Below are 17,782 nucleotides of genomic sequence, written 5' to 3'. Positions count from 1 at the left end.
TCGTTTCCCCCATGGCACGCAGCAAGATCGCGCTCATCGGCGCTGGACAGATCGGTGGAACCCTCGCGCACCTCGCCGGCCTGAAGGAACTCGGCGACGTCGTGCTGTTCGACATCGCCGACGGCGTTCCCCAGGGCAAGGGCCTCGACATCGCGGAATCCGCCCCCGTCGACGGCTTCGATGCGACCTACACGGGCGCCAGCGACTATGCGGCGATCGCCGGGGCCGACGTGGTGATCGTCACCGCCGGCGTGCCGCGCAAGCCCGGCATGAGCCGCGACGACCTGATCGGGATCAACCTGAAGGTCATGGAGGCCGTCGGCACCGGCATCAAGCAGCACGCGCCGGACGCCTTCGTGATCTGCATCACCAATCCCCTCGATGCGATGGTCTGGGCCCTACAGAAGTTCTCCGGGCTCCCCACCCACAAGGTGGTCGGCATGGCCGGCGTCCTCGATTCCGCCCGCTTCCGCCACTTCCTCGCCGACGAGTTCAAGGTCTCGGTGGAGGACGTCACCGCCTTCGTGCTCGGCGGCCACGGCGACGACATGGTCCCGCTGGTGCGCTACTCCACGGTGGCCGGCGTGCCGCTCCCCGACCTGGTCAAGCTCGGCTGGACCACCCAGGAGAAGCTCGACGCCATGGTCGAGCGCACCCGCAAGGGCGGCGGCGAGATCGTCAACCTGCTCAAGACCGGCTCGGCCTTCTACGCCCCCGCCGCCTCCGCCATCGCCATGGCCGAGAGCTACCTGCGCGACAAGCGCCGCGTGCTCCCCTGCGCCGCCTACCTCAACGGCGAGTACGGCGTCTCCGACATGTATGTCGGCGTGCCGATCGTGATCGGCGCCAACGGTGTCGAGCGCGTCCTCGAGGTCGAATTCAACGGCGACGAGAAGGCGATGTTCGACAAGTCGGTCGGCGCCGTGAAGACCCTGATCGAGGCCTGCAAGGGCGTGAACCCCGCGCTCGCCTAGTTCGACCGTCATTCCGGGGCGCCGCGGGCGCCCCCGGATTCCAGGGCCGCCGACGCGGCAGGCTGGATCGCAACCTGTGTTTCTGGATCCCGGGCCCCGTTGCGCGGCCCCGGGATGACGCTGAGGTTCTCATCCATGAACATTCACGAGTACCAGGCCAAGGCGGTGCTGAAGGAATTCGGCCTGCCCGTTTCCAAGGGTGTGGCGATCTTCAAGCCGGAGGAGGCCGAGGCGGCCGCCAAGGAACTCGGCGGCCCGGTTTGGGTGGTGAAGTCGCAGATCCACGCGGGTGGCCGCGGCAAGGGCACCTTCAAGGGCGCGCCCGCCGGCGCCAAGGGCGGCGTGCGCGTCACCAAGTCCCTCGACGAGGTCAAGCAGTTCGCCGGCGAGATGCTGGGTCAGACCCTGGTCACGATCCAGACCGGCGAGGCCGGCAAGCAGGTCAACCGCCTCTACATCGAGGAGGGTGCCCAGATCGAGGCGGAATTCTACCTCTCGATGCTGGTCGACCGCGAGACCGGCCGGGTCGCCTACGTCGTCTCGACGGAAGGCGGCATGGACATCGAGACGGTGGCGCACGACACGCCGGAGAAGATCGTCACCTTCTCGGTCGATCCCGCCACCGGCGTGATGCCCCATCACGGCCGCCTCGTCGCCAAGACGCTCGGCCTCACAGGCGCCCAGGCCAAGGAAGCCGGCGACCTCACCACGCGGCTCTACGCGGCGTTCACCGCCAAGGACATGAGCATGCTGGAGATCAATCCGCTCGTGCTCACCGGCGACGGCCACCTCAAGTGCCTCGACGCCAAGATCTCCTTCGACTCGAACGCCCTCTACCGCCACCCCGACATCGTCGCGCTCCGCGACGAGACCGAGGAGGACGCCAAGGAGATCGAGGCCTCGAAGTACGATCTCGCCTACATCGCCCTCGACGGCACCATCGGCTGCATGGTCAACGGCGCCGGCCTCGCCATGGCGACCCTCGACATCATCAAGCTCTACGGCGAGGAGCCGGCGAACTTCCTCGACGTGGGCGGCGGCGCCTCGGAGGAGAAGGTCACGGCGGCCTTCAAGATCATCACCGCCGACCCGCAGGTGAAGGGCATCCTGGTCAACATCTTCGGCGGCATCATGAAGTGCGACGTGATCGCCAACGGCGTGATCGCGGCGGTGAAGGCGGTCGGCCTGCAGGTGCCCCTGGTGGTGCGCCTCGAGGGCACCAACGTCGAGAAGGGCAAGGAGATCATCCGGAATTCCGGCCTGAACGTGATCCCGGCCGACGATCTCGACGACGCCGCGCAAAAAATCGTCGCCGCCGTGAAGAAGGGCTGAGAGTACCCATGTCCATCCTGATCGACGCGAACACCAAGGTCCTCTGCCAGGGTTTTACCGGCAAGAACGGGACCTTCCACTCCGAGCAGGCCATCGCCTACGGCACCAAGATGGTCGGCGGCACCAGCCCGGGTAAGGGCGGCTCCAAGCACCTCAACCTGCCGGTCTTCGACACGGTGGCGGAGGCCCGCGAGGCCACGGGTGCCGACGCGTCCGTGGTCTACGTGCCGCCGCCGGGCGCGGCGGACGCCATCTGCGAGGCGATCCAGGCGGAGATCCCACTCATCGTCTGCATCACCGAGGGCATCCCGGTCCTCGACATGGTGCGGGTCAAGCGCGCACTCGAAGGCTCGAAGTCCCGCCTCGTCGGCCCGAACTGCCCCGGCATCGTCACCGCCGGCCAGTGCAAGATCGGCATCATGCCGGCCAACATCTTCAAGCCGGGCTCGGTGGGCATCGTCTCCCGCTCCGGCACGCTGACCTACGAGGCCGTGTTCCAGACCACCAATGCGGGCCTCGGCCAGACCACCGCGGTCGGCATCGGCGGCGACCCGGTGAAGGGCACGGAGTTCATCTCCATGCTCGAGCTGTTCCTCGCCGACGACAAGACCGAGTCGATCGTGATGATCGGCGAGATCGGCGGCTCCGCCGAGGAAGAGGCGGCGCAGTTCCTCGCCGACGAGGCCAAGCGCGGCCGCAAGAAGCCCATGGTCGGCTTCATCGCCGGCCGCACGGCGCCTCCGGGCCGCCGCATGGGCCATGCGGGCGCCATCATCTCGGGCGGCAAGGGCGGCGCGGAGGACAAGATCGCCGCGATGGAAGCGGCCGGCATCCGGGTCTCGCCCTCGCCGGCCCGCCTCGGCAGCACCCTCGTCGAGGTCCTGCGCGGCTGACACGCACGGGACGCGGGCCTCGCGTTGTACGAGGTTCAGGTCCGCGACCCCATCTGACGACTGAGCGACGCGAGCCCGCTGAGGCCCGCGTCTTTCCCGGTACATCCGACCCCGGCCGCGTTCCGCGCGGAGGGGGTCGGGCAGGGGGCCTTCCCGGCGGAGGACCCCGCACAGCGGCAGGATGACCCGAACGATGGCACGCCAGGACGCGCTCGAAACCTCGTTCCTCTACGGCGGCAACGCCGCCTACATCGAGGAGCTGCAGGCGGCTTACGCCCGTGATCCGAACTCGGTCGATCCCGAGTGGCAGACGTTCTTCCGGTCCCTGAACGAGGACAAGGGGCTGGCCGAGAAGAACGCGGCCGGCGCCTCGTGGGAGCGGCCGAACTGGCCAATCCACGCCAACGGCGAGATCGTCTCGGCGCTGGACGGCAACTGGGCCACCGTCGAGAAGGCGATCGGCGACAAGATCCGCGCCAAGTCCGACACCGCGACGGCGCCGGCCAAGGGCACCGTCATCGCCTCCGCTCCCGGCATCTCGGTCGAGCAGGCGACGAAGGACTCGGTCCGCGCGATCATGCTGATCCGCGCCTACCGCATGCGCGGCCACCTGCACGCCAAGCTCGATCCCCTCGGCCTCGCCCCCCGCGGCGACCACGAGGAGCTGCATCCGCAGCATTACGGCTTCGAGGAGAAGGACTGGGACCGCCCGATCTTCCTCGACAACGTGCTCGGGCTCGAATTCTCGACCATCCGCGAGATCGTCGAGATCCTGGAGCGCACCTACTGCCAGACGCTCGGCGTCGAGTTCATGCACATCTCCAACCCGGAGGAGAAGGCCTGGATCCAGGAGCGCATCGAGGGCAAGGGCAAGGAGATCACCTTCACCCCCGAGGGCCGCCGCGCGATCCTCAACAAGCTGATCGAGGCCGAGGGCTTCGAGAAGTTCCTCGACCTCAAGTACACCGGCACCAAGCGCTTCGGCCTCGACGGCTCCGAGGCGATGATCCCGGCGCTCGAACAAATCATCAAGCGCGGCGGCGCGCTGGGCGCCGAGGAGATCGTCGTGGGCATGGCCCATCGCGGCCGCCTCAACGTGCTCACCAACGTGATGGCCAAGCCCTTCCGGGCGGTGTTCAACGAGTTCAAGGGCGGCTCGGCGAACCCGGCCGAGGTCGAGGGCTCCGGCGACGTGAAGTACCATCTCGGTGCCTCGTCGGACCGCGCCTTCGACGGCAACAACGTCCACCTCTCGCTCACCGCCAACCCGTCGCACCTCGAGATCGTCGATCCCGTCGTGCTCGGCAAGGTCCGCGCCAAGCAGGACCAGCGGGCCAAGCCCACGGTGGAGCGCACCCGCGTGGTGCCGCTGCTCATCCACGGCGACGCGGCCTTCGCGGGCCAGGGTGTGGTGGCCGAGTGCCTCGGCCTGTCCGGCCTGAAGGGCCACCGCACCGGCGGCTCGATCCACTTCATCATCAACAACCAGATCGGCTTCACCACCGATCCGCGCTTCTCGCGCTCCTCGCCCTATCCGTCCGACGTGGCGAAGATGGTCGAGGCGCCGATCTTCCACTGCAACGGCGACGACCCGGAGGTCGTGACCTTCGCGGCCAAGATCGCGATCGAGTACCGCCAGAAGTTCGGCAAGCCCGTCGTCATCGACATGCTCTGCTACCGCCGCTTCGGCCACAACGAGGGCGACGAGCCGGCCTTCACCCAGCCGAAGATGTACCAGCGCATCCGCAAGCACCCGACCGCGCTGGAGACCTACGGCAAGAAGCTCGTCGCCGAGGGCGTGCTGAGCCAGGAGCAGCTCGACGCCCGCAAGGCCGAGTTCCGCGCCATGCTCGATGCCGAGCTGGAGGTCGCGACGAACTACAAGGCCAACAAGGCCGACTGGCTCGACGGCCGCTGGGCCGGCTTCAAGGCCGTGCGCGAGGACGTGGACGATCCGCGCCGCGGCAAGACCGGCGTGCCGGTGGAGACCCTGCGGGAGATCGCCCAGCGCATCACCACGCCGCCGCCCGGCTTCCACCTGCACCGCACGATCCAGCGCTTCTTCGACAACCGCGCCAAGGCGGTGGAGTCGGGCCAGGGCATCGATTGGGCGACCGCCGAGGCCCTGGCCTTCGGCTCGCTCCTCATCGAGGGCCACCGCGTCCGCCTCTCGGGCCAGGACGTGGAGCGCGGCACCTTCTCGCAGCGCCACGCGGTGGTGATCGACCAGGAGAACGAGCAGCGCTACACCTCGCTGAACTCGATCCGCGAGGGCCAGGCGAGCCTGGAGGTCATCAACTCGATGCTCTCCGAGGAGGCGGTGCTCGGCTTCGAGTACGGCTACTCCGCGGCCGAGCCCAACGCCCTGGTGCTATGGGAGGCGCAGTTCGGCGACTTCGCCAATGGCGCCCAGGTGGTCATCGACCAGTTCATCTCGTCGGGCGAGCGCAAGTGGCTGCGCATGTCGGGCCTGACCCTGCTGCTGCCGCACGGCTACGAGGGCCAGGGGCCGGAGCACTCCTCCGCCCGCCTGGAGCGCTTCCTGCAGATGTGCGCCGAGGACAACATGCAGGTCGCCAACTGCACGACGCCCTCGAACTACTTCCATATCCTGCGCCGCCAGCTGCACCGCGAGTTCCGCAAGCCGCTGATCCTGATGACGCCGAAGTCGCTGCTGCGGCACAAGAAGGCGGTCTCGCCGATCGAGGCCATGGCGGAGGGCTCGAGCTTCCACCGCGTGCTCTGGGACGATGCCGAGCGCGACGAGGACGGCATCAAGCTCGTCAAGGACGACAAGGTCCGGCGCGTCGTGCTGTGCTCGGGCAAGGTCTATTACGACCTCTACGAGGAGCGGGAGAAGCGCGGCGTCACCGACGTCTACCTGATGCGCGTTGAGCAGCTCTACCCGTTCCCCCTGAAGGCGCTGGCCAACGAGATGGCGCGCTTCCGCAACGCCGAGGTGGTGTGGTGCCAGGAGGAGCCGAAGAACATGGGCTCCTGGGCCTTCGTCGAGCCCTATCTCGAATGGGTGCTCGGCCAGGCCCAGTCGCCGGTGAAGCGCGCGCGCTACGTCGGCCGCCCGGCCTCCGCCTCCACGGCGGTGGGCATGCTCTCGAAGCACCAGGCCCAGCTCCAGGCCTTCCTCAACGAGGCGCTGGCGGTCTGACCGCCGGCCCTGTCCCCACCCCGTTTCTCGATCCGAGGGCGCCGCAGGGCGGCGTCCCAAACCCTCCGGACGGATACTGAACCATGGCAACCGATATCGTCGTCCCGACCCTGGGCGAATCCGTGAGCGAGGCCACCATCGGCCGCTGGTTCAAGAAGCCGGGCGACGCCGTGGCGGCCGACGAGCCCCTGGTGGAGCTCGAGACCGACAAGGTCACCCTCGAGGTGAACGCGCCGGCCGCGGGTCAGCTCGGCGAGATCCTGGCCAAGGACGGTGAGACGGTGGAGCCGGGCGCGCTCCTCGGCTCGATCATCGAGGCGGGGGCCGGCGGCGGCAAGGCGGCTGCGGCGCCGAAGAAGGCCGAGGCCAAGACGGAGGCCAAGGCGGAGACCAAGTCCGAGGGCAAGCCGGCGGAGGCCCCCGCCCAGGAATCGTCGGCCGGCTACGGCAACCATGGCGACGCAGCGCCCCAGGCCGCCCGCGAGTCCGGCGACCACGGCCCCGCGGTCGCCAAGATGGCGCGCGAGTCCGGCGTCGATCCGGCGACCCTGAACGGCAGCGGCAAGGACGGCCGCGTCACCAAGGGCGACATGCTGGAGGCCACCGCCAAGGGGCCGTCCGCCCCGGCGCCCGCGCCCGCCCGGGAGGCCAAGCCGGCCGCCCCGCGCCCGCCCTCGAAGCCCGACGATGCGGCGCGCGAGGAGCGCGTGCGCATGACCAAGCTGCGCCAGACCATCGCCCGCCGTCTCAAGGACGCGCAGGACACCGCCGCGATGCTGACGACGTTCAACGACGTCGACATGTCGGCCGTGATGGCGATGCGGAGCCAGTACAAGGACATCTTCGAGAAGAAGCACGGCACCAAGCTCGGCTTCATGGGCTTCTTCACCAAGGCGGTGATCGGCGCCCTCAAGGACGTGCCGGCGGTGAACGCCGAGATCGACGGGCAGGACCTCGTCTACAAGAACTACTACCACATCGGCATCGCCGTCGGCACCGATAAGGGCCTCGTGGTGCCGGTGGTTCGCGACGCCGACGACCTGTCGATCGCCGGCATCGAGAAGAAGATCGCCGGCTTCGGCAAGAAGGCCCGCGAGGGCAAGCTCTCCATCGACGAGATGCAGGGCGGCACCTTCACGATCACCAACGGCGGCATCTACGGCTCGCTGATGTCGACCCCGATCCTCAACGCGCCGCAATCCGGCATCCTGGGCATGCACCGCATCGAGGAGCGCCCCGTGGTGCGCGCCGGCAAGATCGAGGCGCGGCCGATGATGTACCTCGCCCTGTCCTACGATCACCGCATCGTCGACGGGAAGGAGGCCGTGACCTTCCTGGTGCGCGTCAAGGAGGCGCTGGAGGATCCGGCACGCCTCGTGCTCGACCTCTAAGGCCCGGCAGCTGCCGTCCGCCGGCCGCGCCCCCGCGCGGCCGGACGCTTCCGCGCGCTTCGTCCATCGATGGTGGGGCATGACCCGCCGCCCAATCCAGCGAGTCAGATTCCCATGTCCTACGATCTCGTCGTCATCGGCACCGGCCCCGGCGGTTACGTCTGCGCCATCCGCGCCGCCCAGCTCGGCCTCAAGACGGCCGTGGTGGAGAAGCGGGCCGCCCATGGCGGCACCTGCCTCAACGTCGGCTGCATCCCCTCGAAGGCCCTGCTGCACGCCTCGGAGGCGTTCGAGGAGGCGGGCAAGCACTTCGCCGACATGGGCGTGATGGTCAGCGCGCCCGAGCTCGACCTCGCCAAGATGATGACGTTCAAGCAGGACGGCGTCGACGGCAACACCAAGGGCGTCGAGTTTCTCCTCAAGAAGAACGGCATCGACGCCTATCGCGGCACCGCGCGCCTCGCCGGTGCGGGCCGCGTCGAGGTGCTGTCCGAGGACGGCGGCAACCAGCTCCTGGAGACGAAGAACGTCGTCATCGCCACGGGCTCGGACGTCACGAAGCTCCCCGGCGTCACCATCGACGAGACCATCGTCGTCTCCTCCACCGGCGCCCTCACCCTCGAGAAGGTCCCGGGCAAGCTCCTCATCATCGGCGCCGGCGTCATCGGCTTGGAGCTCGGCTCGGTCTGGCGCCGCCTCGGCTCCGAGGTCACCGTGGTCGAGTACCTCGACCGGATCCTGCCGGGCATGGACGGCGAGGTCGGCAAGCAGTTCCAGCGCATCCTCGGCAAGCAGGGCATGCAGTTCAAGCTCTCGTCCAAGGTGACCGGCGTCGAGGTCAAGGACGGGGCCGCCACCGTCACGGTGGAGCCCGCCGCCGGCGGCGAGGCCGAGAAGCTGCAGGCCGACGTAGTGCTCGTGGCCATCGGCCGGGTGCCCTACACCGAGGGCCTCGGCCTGGAGACGGTGGGGGTCGGCCTCGACAACAAGGGCCGCATCCAGACGGACAGCCACTACGCCACCAACGTCACGGGCATCTACGCCATCGGCGACGTCATCGCCGGGCCGATGCTGGCCCACAAGGCCGAGGACGAGGGTGTGGCGGTGGCCGAACTGCTGGCCGGCCAGTCGGGGCACGTGAACTACGGCGTGATCCCGAACGTGGTCTACACCTATCCGGAGGTCGCCTCCGTCGGGAAGACCGAGGAAGAGCTCAAGAAGGACGGCATCGCCTACAACAGCGGCAAGTTCCCCTTCACCGCCAACGGCCGCGCCAAGGTGAACCACACCACGGACGGCTTCGTGAAGATCCTGGCCGACGCCACCACCGACCGCGTCCTCGGCGTCCACATCGTCGGGGCCGATGCCGGCAACCTGATTGCGGAAGTCGCGGTGGCGATGGAGTTCGGCGCCTCCGCCGAGGACGTCGCCCGCACCTGCCACGCCCACCCGACCCTCACCGAGGCGGTCAAGGAAGCCGCCCTCGCGGTGGGCAAGCGCGCGATCCACATCTGAGCCGCACGCCGCCCCGAGAACGAAGACGGCCGTCGCTTCGCGAGCGGCGGCCGTCTTCGTTTCAGGCGTCAGGTCCTGAGCCCGCCCCCATCGGGAAGGGGCCTCGGGACGCAGGTCAGGGGGCTTGGCAGGTCATCACCTCGGCGGCCTGGGCCACGCTGAGGGCGCGCTCGCGAACCTGACGGGAGAGGCCCGGCCGCTCGGAGACGGCGGCCGCCTCCTGCTTGAGGCGGGCGTTGCAGGCGCAGGACCGGTGCCCGGCCGCGTCGAAGCAGGCATCGTGGCGCAGGCAGGCGGCATCGAGGTCGTCGGTGGGTGGCAGGCCCTCGCCCCGCTGACCGGCCCCACAATAATTGCCGTGGAACAGGGCCTTGCCCTCTAGCACCTGCGCGAGGTCGGCCTTCGGCAGGGGCGGTTCATCGGGACGGTCGACCTGGGTCAGGTCGTTGGCCGGGCCACCGGCTCGGTCGGCCGAGCCGCGAAGCGCCCTGGGAATGCCGGAGTTCGGGCCGAGCTGGTTCAGGGGCTCGCCGGCACGCCCGTTGGAATCGGCGAGGTCCGGTAAGGGCGGTGGCGGCCCCGGGCGCACCTCCCCCTCGACGGCCGGCGCCTCCGTCGTGGTCTGGGCCGGCGCGTCCTGGGCCGTCAACAGCAGCAAGGCGGCGGTCGCCGCGGCGAGGGCGCGAAACCTGTCGGTCAAGGCTCGTTCGTCTCCTGTCCTGCGGACCTCTCCACGGACGCGCCCGGAGCGGGACGATCCGGTCTCGGATGGATCGCCCCTGTCGGACGCGGAGGGGTCCCCGTCGGTCGGCAGATACGGCGAAGGTGGTGATTCCGTTCCACCCTCGAGACCCCGCGCTCGAGCCGCCACCCCCGAGACTCTGCAGCCGCCCCCGCGGCGCGGGCGGTCCGGTCCGTGGGTGATTGACAGGCCGGGACGCCTGCGACCTCTGACAGGGACAGCACCGGGAGAAGAATCATGAAGGTCGTGGCGGATCTGTGCATCGTTCCGATGGGCGTCGGCCCCTCGGTCTCGCCCTACGTGAAGGAAATCAAGGCGATCATCGACGCCAGTCCCCTCAATGCCGAGATGCATGCCAACGGGACCAACATCGAGGGCGAACTCAGCGACATCTGCGCCCTCATCGAGGCCTGCGAGGCCAAACTGAGCGAGATCGGCGTTCAGCGGGTCTTCTTCACCATGGCATTCTCGTCGCGGCGCGACAAGGAACAGGCCATGGCGGACAAGCTGAAGGCCGTTCTCTGACCGAGGTCCGCGCCGGCGCGGACCGTCACGGCTTCGCCGGATCCGCTTTCGGTCGATCGAGCCGCTCGCCCGCCACGCATTCCCGCAGGAAGGTCTCGCGGTGCGCCTCCGTGAGCTTGTTCGTGTCGGCCTGCGCGACGCAGACCGCCTCGTCGTGGGCCTGCCCGGTGGCGGCCTGGGCCTGTGTTGGGGCCTGGGTGGGGGCCTGGGGCTGGGTGGGGGCCTGGGCCGCTGCCGGGGTCGCCAGCCCGAGGGCGAGGAGCAGGATGTGACGATGCCGGGATGCCATGGAAAATCCGTCCTGTGCGCCGGCCTGTTCGGTCCGCGTCGCCTGGGCAACGCGAGCGCGCGGCCCTTGATCCGCCGGCCATCCGGTGCGCGATGGTCCGTCATCGTACGGAGGGTCAAAGACCGGAGAAAGAATTAACTGCCCATCGGTGATGACAGGGCCCGGGCGGTGGTCGTCCTCCCTGCTCAATGCGCGCTCACCGCAGGTCAACGATGGATGTCAGGGTCCTGACGATGCCCGAGCGACCCGTCCTGCTGCAGCGATTTCGATGGACGCATTCGGCCAGATGGCTGAGTGCTATCAACTTGCTTGCGGTCATCGGGCTCTGCGCCGTCTCGGCCTTCATGCTCTGGCAGATGCGCCTCGATGCGGCCCGGCGTTCGGAGGTGACGTCGCGGAGCCTCGTGCAGGTCCTCGGGCGGGATATCGCCCGGAACATCGAACTCTACGACCTCGCCCTGCGGGCCGTCGTCGACGGCCTGAAGCTTCCCGAGCTGGCCCAGGCCGATCCCGAGCTCCGGCAGATGATCCTGTTCGATCGCGCCGCCACGGCCGAGAATTTCGGCCACACCCTCGTGTTCGACAGAACCGGGAAGCTCATTATCAGCTCGAAATCCCTCACCCCCGAGCCCTTGAACTACGCCGACCGCGAATATTTCCAGTATCACGTCACCCATCCGGGCAACGAGCTGCACATCAGCCAGCCCCTGATCTCGCGTCTCACGGGCAAGCGGGTGCTGATCATCAGCCGGCGCCTGTCGGACCCGGATGGCAGCTTCGCCGGCGTCGTCCTCGGTTCGATCTACCTCGACTACTTCCGCCAGCTGTTCGCCGCCGTCGGCGCGGATCATACCGGCACCGTCACCCTCTACGGGCCGGGCGGTACGATCATCATGCGCGAGCCCTACGACGAGAGCGCCATCGGGCGGAGCGTCTCGGCCACGGACAGCTACCGTAGGTTCTTCGATGCACCGGAGGGACACTTCACCGGCCCCGCGATGGTCGGCGAGGGCAGCCGCGACTTCGTGTTCACCAAGGTCGGCGACCTGCCGCTCCACCTCAGCATCGCCGTGGCGCCGGAGGAGATCTATGCCGACTGGTGGCACCGCGCCCTGGTCCTCGGGGCGGTGGTGCTGAGCCTGTGCGCCACCACCATCGTCCTGGCCTGGCTGTTCCGGCGCGAGCTGCACCAGCGCCGGGCGGCGGAGCAGGCGGCCCTCGACCTCAACGTCCAATTGGAGAAGCTGGCCACCACCGACGCCCTGACGGGCCTCGCCAACCGGCGACGGTTCGACGATGCGCTGGGACGCGAATGGCGCCGCGCGGTCCGCAACCAGCTGCCCCTCTCCCTCCTCGTCCTCGATGCCGACTACTTCAAGGGTTTCAACGACCGGTACGGGCACCAGCGGGGCGACGAGGCCCTTCGGCTGATCGCACGCTCCATCGAGGCCAGCATCGCCAATGCCTCTGATACGGCCTGCCGCATCGGGGGCGAGGAATTCGCCGTGATCCTGCCCGAGACCGACGCGGCCGGGGCGGAGATCGTCGCCCACCGGATTCGCGAGGCCGTGGCGGGCTGGAAGGTCCCGCATGCGAGCAGCCCCCTGGGGGTGCTCACGGTCAGCCTGGGCCTGGCCCAGATTCCCGAGGTCCGGGCGGCCGACCCCGCCGCCTTCGTCGAGGCGGCGGACCAGGCGCTCTACGCCGCGAAGGCGAACGGGCGCAACCAGGTGCAGGTGCGGCGCCGGGACAAGGCCGGCCTGCGCCTCGCCGCGGGCTGAGCCCGGCCCCGGCCCCGGCGGTCGGCGGCGCCTATCGCGGCTTGGCCGCGGGGGCGCCGAGTTCCCGGGCGATGCCGTCGAGGCCCTGGTCGTAGACGCCCTCGATGTCGGCCCGGGCCTCGGCCTCGCTCATGCCGGCCGGGTCGAAGGTGGCGCTCCACACCACCGTCGCGCCGGTGCCGTTCGGCCGGACCTGCAGGGTGGCGTTGTAGGCCGCCACGGGCAGGGGACCCTCGATGAAGGCGTAGCTGTAGCTCATCCCGGCCTCGTCGCGCCGGGTCTCGGCTTCGACGAGGGTGCCGAGGCCTCCGGCGACGACGAGGCGGCGGACGGGCTCGTTGTCCTCCCGGTCGGCGTCGTCCCGGGTCCCGGAGGATTGGCAGGCGACCACCTGCGGGTGCCACAGGGCGACGGAGCAGAAGCCGCCGATGAGCGCCCACACGGCGGCGGGCGGGGCCGGGAGGTCGCGGCTGCGGGAGACCTCGATCGCGCCGGCCGGGCCGGCAAGGAGCGTGAGGGCGATTCCCAGAATGGCCTGCCGCATGATCGTTCCCCCCGCTTCCGCTCAGCGCAACCGGGTGGCGGGCGGGAAGGTTGCGCCTCCGCTCACGGGAGGGCACCGATGTCGCGCAGGTAGGCGGCGCTCGCCGGATGCAGCCAGCCCCGGGGCAGGGCCTCGACCAGATTGCGCGGGTCGCTGTCGCCGCCCTGCGGGTAGTGCCGGGCGAGATCGTCCTGGCTCCGCGCCAGGGCCGCCACGAAGCGCGCCACCAGCGCGCCGTCGATGTCCGGCCGGGCGAGGACGAAGCTCCAGGAGCCCACCGTCTCGATGGGGGCGTGCTGCCCCGCGAAGACGTCTGCCGGAACGGTGCGGCGGCGCAGGGAGGTTCCGAGCGCCAGGATGCGGTCGATCGCGTCCGAGGCCGGGCCGAAGAAGCGGGCGCCGCCGGGCGCCTCGGCCAGCGTGCGGAAACCCGGCCAGCCGAGCCCGGCGCCCCAGAGGGCCGCGGCGCGTCCGACCTGTACCATGACCGCTCCGTCGCCGGCCCGGTCGAGGAGGATCGGTACGATGTCGCGGTCCGGGTCGAGGCCCGAACCTGCCAGGACGGTCCGGCCCATGACGGTGAGGCCCGAGGCATGGGTGCCGAGGGCGACGCGCCGGCCGCGCAGGTCGGGCACAGCCTGGATCGCGCTGGCCGCCGGCACGACGAACAGGCCGGGCGAAGCGCTCACCGGCGCGACCGCGGTGATCCGCGGCCCCGCCTCGGGCTCGGCCCTGAGGGCGTCGTAGGCGTAGTCGCCCTGGACCAGGGCGAGATCGACGGAGCCGTTCTTCAGGAGGCCGACATTCTCGGCCGAACCCTTGGACGGCTGCAGGGCGATGGCCAGGGCGGGATCGACCGTGCGGAGCGCCTCCACCAGGGCCTGGCCGAAGGCGGGGAACGAGCCCCCCGGCGTCGCCGTCGCCAGGACGAGCCCGCCCGGCGCGCCGGCCGATCGCGCCCGCTCGGACGGGACCAGCGTCGCCGCCGCGGCCGCGAAGAGGAATGAGCGCCTGCGCATGGGTTCATCCGCTCGGTGCATGGGTTCATCCGCTCGGTGATGGGCCGTTGGATCACGCACCCCTTCGTCCCCGTGGATCGCCACCGGCCCGCCAAGGTCGCGGTATGCATTCAAGCGGAGACCCCGGAGCCTGCGCAAGGGGTTGCCGCTCGGGAACCGGTGCCCGCGGCGAGGGAGCCAAATCCGGTCTCGGGCGCTTGTTCCGATGAGGCGTGGCCCGCTGGGCCCCGCGCACCCTGCAAGCGGACGAGATCATCATGCGGACCCGATCGAAACTCGGCCTCGCGGCCCTGGCCGTCGTTCTCCTCGGCGGCGCGGCCTTCGTGCGTTTCATCGTCTATCCCGAGAAGGCCACGCTCGAGGCCTCGGCCGGACAGGGCGCGAACCCGACCCTGCCGGCGCCCAACCCGACCCTGATGCCCACCGTGAACATCGCCCGCGTCGCCCGTTGGGAGAACGGCGCCAAGCCGCAGGCCGCGGAGGGGCTGCAGGTGGCGGCCTACGCCGACGGCTTCGACCATCCGCGCTGGATGTACCTCCTGCCCAACGGGGATGTGCTGGTGGCCGAGGCCAACAAGCCGCAGACCGACGATCCCTCGACGGGCGTCGCGGACTGGGTGGCCGACAAGGTCAAAAGCCTGGCCGGCGCCGGCGTGAAGAGCCCCGACCGCATCGTCCTCCTGCGCGACGCGAACGGCGACGGCATCGCCGAGGAGCGCCACGTGCTCCTGAAGGACCTGCACTCGCCCTTCGGCATGGCGCTGGTCGGGTCGGACCTCTACGTCGCCAACGCGGATTCACTGGTGAAGGTGCCCTACCAGGCGGGCCAGACCGAGATCACCGCGACGCCGGAGAAGGTCGTCGACCTGCCGTCCGGCATCAACCACCACTGGACCAAGAACGTCATCGCCAGCCCCGACGGGCAGAAGCTCTACGTCACCGTCGGCTCGAACAGCAATGTCGGCGAGAACGGGCTCGACAAGGAGACCGGCCGCGCAGCGATCTGGGAATACACGATTTCCACCAAGCAGATGCGCGCATACGCCACCGGCCTGCGCAACCCCAACGGCCTCGGCTTCGAGCCGGTGACCGGCAAGCTCTGGACGGCGGTGAACGAGCGCGACGAGATCGGCAGCGACCTCGTGCCCGACTACATCACCTCCGTGCAGGAAGGCGGCTTCTACGGCTGGCCCTACAGCTACTGGGGCAACCACGTCGACGCGCGCGTGGAGCCGCAGAAACCCGACCTCGTCGCCAAGGCGATCGCGCCGGACTATGCGGTGGGCACCCACACCGCCTCCCTCGGCATCGCGTTCTCCCAGGCGAGCAGCCTGCCGGAGGCCTGGAAGAGCGGCCTGTTCGTCGCCCAGCACGGTTCGTGGAACCGCCGGCCGAAGAGCGGCTACAAGGTGGTCTACGTGCCCTTGAAGGACGGCAAGCCGACGGGGCAGCCGGTCGACGCGCTGACCGGCTTCCTCAACGCCGACGAGAAGGCCCAGGGACGCCCCGTCGGCGTCATCCTCGACAAGACCGGCGCCCTGCTGGTCTCGGACGATGTCGGCAAGACGATCTGGCGGGTGAGCGCCTCCACCCAGACCCAGTAGGCGCATCCGGCGCGACCGCCGGCCCCGGTCCGCCCGTGCAGACGGGCGGCCGGGCCAAAATTCTCCCAAGGCGCGGCGATCGTCCGGCCTCCCGCCTCGATGAGCAGCGAAAGTCCTGATGACCGAGACCAAGAGCGATCCCTCGCGGCGCGCCCTCGTGGGTGGCCTCTCCGCCGGCATGGTGGCCGTTCTGGGAGGTTCCGCGGGGGCCCAGGAACAGGTCGCGCAGACCGATACCGCCCCGAACCCGCCGCGCAGCTACCCGAAGCCGCCTTTCGAAAAGCAGCAGCAGGCGTGGCCGGGGTTGGCCAGCCGGATGGTACCGCGCCCGGACCACGGCGAGACCAGCTACAAGGGGTCCGGGCGCCTCGCCGGCCGCAAGGCGCTGATCACCGGCGGGGATTCGGGCATCGGCCGGGCCGCCGCCATCGCCTATGCGCGCGAGGGCGCGGACGTGGCCATCAACTACCTGCCGGCGGAGGAGCCGGATGCGGCCGAGGTGGTGGCGCTCATCCGGCAGGCCGGCCGCAAGGCGGTGACGCTGCCGGGCGACATCCGCGACGAGGCCTTCTGCCAGCGCCTGGTGGCGGACGCGGCGCGCGAACTCGGCGGACTCGACATCCTCGTCAACAACGCGGTCTACCAGAAGTCCCAGGTCTCGATCCTCGATATCACCACCGAGCAACTCGACTAAACCTTTCGGACCAACATGTACGCAAGGTTCTGGATCAACAAAGCCGCTCTCGCGCATCTCGGGCCCGGCGCGGCGATCATCAACACGGCGTCGGTCGACGCCTACGAGCCCTCCGAGAATCTCCTCAACTACGCTGCCACCAAGGCGGCGATCGTGAGCTGGAGCAGGCGCGTAATCCCAACTCTCATTGATCCGCACGCATAGTCCATCGGCGCAGTCCGATGGACGTGATGCGCCAGGGCTGAGGGATGATTCTGTTCCAAGCGTCGCAACAGTGGTCGAGAATGTCGGCATAGGATCGGAAGTTGTGATTGCCGAGCCAGTTGTCGCGCATGAACTGCCAGAGGTTTTCGACGGGGTTGAGTTCGGGTGAGCGCACCGGCAGGGGCAGCAGGGTGATGTTGTCTGGTACGGGCAGCTTCCTGGTGGTGTGCCAGCCGACCTGATCGAGCAGGAGCACGGCGTGGGCGCTGGGCGCGACGGTTGCGGAGATCTCTTCGAGGTGATGGGCCATGGCTTCGGTGGTGCAGCGGGGCCTGACCAGGCCCGCGCCCGCGCCTCGGGCCGGGCAGATCGCTCCGAAGATAGAGGCTGACTGCGTGCGCTGATCCTTGGGGGCCGAGGGTCGCGTCCCGCGTGCTGCCCAACGCCGGGTAAGCGTGTTCTTCTGGCCGATCCGCGCCTCGTCGCAGAACCAGACCTCTATGGGTTTGCCGCCGACGGCCTGCGTGATCTGCGTCAGACAGTCGGGGAAGTCTTTTTAAAAGCCGCCGCGGCATCCGGGTCCTGGGCGTGATGGCGCGGGCGAGCCGAGAGTTTGCGGTAGCCCATCGCCCGCAAGACCCGGCTCAAGGTCTGCTCGCAAGACCGACACGCCATGATCCTCGCACAGGATCTAGGCCAGGTCGCACAAGCGCCAGCGGACCACACCGTGGGCGGCGGGTGTCAGCTCCTGTTCGACCAGGGCCCTGAGAGCCTCGCGCTGCTCAGCATTCAGGCGGGGGCGGGCACCGGGGGCCTTGCCGTCGATCAGCCCGTCCGGGCCGTCCGCGTTGAAGGCCACGACGAAAGTCACGCACCGTCTGCAACTTGACCCTGCCGATCGCGGCCGCCTCCGAGCGCGAGCCGCCCGCCGAGATCACGGACAGCGCCAGCAGGCGACGGGTCTGGGCTGGATCCCGCGACCCCTTGGCGGTAGCGCGCAGGGCCGGCGCATCAAAATCCGGTCGCAGCGGAACCGGAGCAGCCATCGCATCCTCCTCAGGCTTCAAACCCAAGGACTGGATCACACCCCGCCCGACACCGCGACTCGG

General features: G+C 69.5%; 13 protein-coding genes and 2 pseudogenes. 10 read left to right on the top strand and 5 right to left on the bottom strand.

Annotated features, from left to right (window positions below):
• Positions 1 to 11 precede the first annotated feature (11 nt).
• From mdh to lpdA, 6 genes are all read left to right on the top strand, one after another.
• A complete protein-coding gene (gene mdh, locus AC1MGR_RS01115) occupies positions 12 to 974 on the top strand; it encodes a malate dehydrogenase (protein ID WP_055946216.1) in 963 nt (320 codons plus the stop codon).
• A 135-nt stretch (positions 975 to 1,109) separates the two neighbouring features.
• Complete coding sequence (sucC, locus tag AC1MGR_RS01110) at positions 1,110 to 2,306, top strand: ADP-forming succinate--CoA ligase subunit beta (protein ID WP_480233387.1); 1,197 nt, start codon at positions 1,110 to 1,112, stop codon at positions 2,304 to 2,306.
• An 8-nt stretch (positions 2,307 to 2,314) separates the two neighbouring features.
• Positions 2,315 to 3,199: a succinate--CoA ligase subunit alpha gene (sucD, locus tag AC1MGR_RS01105; protein WP_108035628.1), complete on the top strand. Its 885-nt coding sequence runs from the start codon at positions 2,315 to 2,317 to the stop codon at positions 3,197 to 3,199.
• A gap of 193 nt (positions 3,200 to 3,392) precedes the next feature.
• Positions 3,393 to 6,365, top strand: a complete 2,973-nt coding sequence (locus tag AC1MGR_RS01100) for a 2-oxoglutarate dehydrogenase E1 component (RefSeq protein WP_108035627.1) — start codon at positions 3,393 to 3,395, stop codon at positions 6,363 to 6,365.
• An 83-nt stretch (positions 6,366 to 6,448) separates the two neighbouring features.
• On the top strand, positions 6,449 to 7,756 hold the full coding sequence (gene odhB / locus AC1MGR_RS01095; RefSeq protein ID WP_480233386.1) for a 2-oxoglutarate dehydrogenase complex dihydrolipoyllysine-residue succinyltransferase: 1,308 nt from the start codon (positions 6,449 to 6,451) through the stop codon (positions 7,754 to 7,756).
• A 114-nt stretch (positions 7,757 to 7,870) separates the two neighbouring features.
• A complete protein-coding gene (gene lpdA, locus AC1MGR_RS01090; RefSeq protein ID WP_108035625.1) occupies positions 7,871 to 9,271 on the top strand; it encodes a dihydrolipoyl dehydrogenase in 1,401 nt (466 codons plus the stop codon).
• A 115-nt stretch (positions 9,272 to 9,386) separates the two neighbouring features.
• On the opposite strand, the gene AC1MGR_RS01085 is transcribed toward lpdA, so the two are convergent.
• Complete coding sequence (locus tag AC1MGR_RS01085; protein WP_480233385.1) at positions 9,387 to 9,971, bottom strand: phospholipase A2 family protein; 585 nt, start codon at positions 9,969 to 9,971, stop codon at positions 9,387 to 9,389.
• 279 nt (positions 9,972 to 10,250) lie between these two features.
• On the opposite strand from AC1MGR_RS01085, the gene AC1MGR_RS01080 reads away from it, so the two are divergent.
• Positions 10,251 to 10,538, top strand: a complete 288-nt coding sequence (locus AC1MGR_RS01080; protein WP_108035624.1) for an MTH1187 family thiamine-binding protein — start codon at positions 10,251 to 10,253, stop codon at positions 10,536 to 10,538.
• A gap of 25 nt (positions 10,539 to 10,563) precedes the next feature.
• Here the strand turns inward: AC1MGR_RS01080 and AC1MGR_RS01075 are convergent, their stop codons facing one another.
• A complete protein-coding gene (locus AC1MGR_RS01075) occupies positions 10,564 to 10,827 on the bottom strand; it encodes a hypothetical protein (RefSeq protein WP_480233384.1) in 264 nt (87 codons plus the stop codon).
• Positions 10,828 to 11,132: 305 nt separating this feature from the next.
• Here AC1MGR_RS01075 and AC1MGR_RS01070 point away from each other — a divergent pair, with 305 nt between their 5' ends.
• On the top strand, positions 11,133 to 12,608 hold the full coding sequence (locus tag AC1MGR_RS01070; protein ID WP_181259638.1) for a sensor domain-containing diguanylate cyclase: 1,476 nt from the start codon (positions 11,133 to 11,135) through the stop codon (positions 12,606 to 12,608).
• A 31-nt stretch (positions 12,609 to 12,639) separates the two neighbouring features.
• Here AC1MGR_RS01070 and AC1MGR_RS01065 read toward each other — a convergent pair whose 3' ends face one another.
• Positions 12,640 to 13,152: an SRPBCC family protein gene (locus tag AC1MGR_RS01065; RefSeq protein ID WP_480233383.1), complete on the bottom strand. Its 513-nt coding sequence runs from the start codon at positions 13,150 to 13,152 to the stop codon at positions 12,640 to 12,642.
• 62 nt (positions 13,153 to 13,214) lie between these two features.
• A complete protein-coding gene (locus AC1MGR_RS01060; protein WP_480233382.1) occupies positions 13,215 to 14,171 on the bottom strand; it encodes a TAXI family TRAP transporter solute-binding subunit in 957 nt (318 codons plus the stop codon).
• 257 nt (positions 14,172 to 14,428) lie between these two features.
• Between AC1MGR_RS01060 and AC1MGR_RS01055 the strand changes: the two genes are divergently transcribed.
• Positions 14,429 to 15,775 (top strand): PQQ-dependent sugar dehydrogenase, encoded by a 1,347-nt coding sequence (locus tag AC1MGR_RS01055; protein ID WP_480233381.1) that lies wholly within the window; start codon positions 14,429 to 14,431, stop codon positions 15,773 to 15,775.
• A 118-nt stretch (positions 15,776 to 15,893) separates the two neighbouring features.
• Positions 15,894 to 16,655 (top strand): annotated as a pseudogene (locus AC1MGR_RS01050) (SDR family NAD(P)-dependent oxidoreductase); the annotation flags it as partial.
• Here AC1MGR_RS01050 and AC1MGR_RS01045 read toward each other — a convergent pair.
• Positions 16,654 to 17,758 (bottom strand): annotated as a pseudogene (locus AC1MGR_RS01045) (IS630 family transposase). The pseudogenes AC1MGR_RS01050 and AC1MGR_RS01045 sit on opposite strands and share 2 nt — an antisense overlap.
• Between the last annotated feature and the right edge of the window lie 24 nt (positions 17,759 to 17,782).

The sequence above is a fragment of the Methylobacterium sp. BI1 genome (assembly GCF_056680125.1).
Note: the sequence above shows the minus strand (reverse complement) of the source record. Positions and strands in the feature narration are given on the sequence as shown.

Excerpts from the sequence above, each read along its gene's own strand:
- AC1MGR_RS01075 (WP_480233384.1), bottom strand. The coding sequence starts at position 10,827 with ATGGCATCCCGGCATCGTCACATCCTGCTCCTCGCCCTCGGGCTGGCG.
- sucD (WP_108035628.1), top strand. The coding sequence starts at position 2,315 with ATGTCCATCCTGATCGACGCGAACACCAAGGTCCTCTGCCAGGGTTTT.
- mdh (WP_055946216.1), top strand. The coding sequence starts at position 12 with ATGGCACGCAGCAAGATCGCGCTCATCGGCGCTGGACAGATCGGTGGA.
- AC1MGR_RS01080 (WP_108035624.1), top strand. The coding sequence starts at position 10,251 with ATGAAGGTCGTGGCGGATCTGTGCATCGTTCCGATGGGCGTCGGCCCC.
- lpdA (WP_108035625.1), top strand. The coding sequence starts at position 7,871 with ATGTCCTACGATCTCGTCGTCATCGGCACCGGCCCCGGCGGTTACGTC.
- sucC (WP_480233387.1), top strand. The coding sequence starts at position 1,110 with ATGAACATTCACGAGTACCAGGCCAAGGCGGTGCTGAAGGAATTCGGC.
- AC1MGR_RS01055 (WP_480233381.1), top strand. The coding sequence starts at position 14,429 with ATGCGGACCCGATCGAAACTCGGCCTCGCGGCCCTGGCCGTCGTTCTC.
- AC1MGR_RS01065 (WP_480233383.1), bottom strand. The coding sequence starts at position 13,152 with ATGCGGCAGGCCATTCTGGGAATCGCCCTCACGCTCCTTGCCGGCCCG.
- AC1MGR_RS01100 (WP_108035627.1), top strand. The coding sequence starts at position 3,393 with ATGGCACGCCAGGACGCGCTCGAAACCTCGTTCCTCTACGGCGGCAAC.
- AC1MGR_RS01060 (WP_480233382.1), bottom strand. The coding sequence starts at position 14,171 with ATGCGCAGGCGCTCATTCCTCTTCGCGGCCGCGGCGGCGACGCTGGTC.
- odhB (WP_480233386.1), top strand. The coding sequence starts at position 6,449 with ATGGCAACCGATATCGTCGTCCCGACCCTGGGCGAATCCGTGAGCGAG.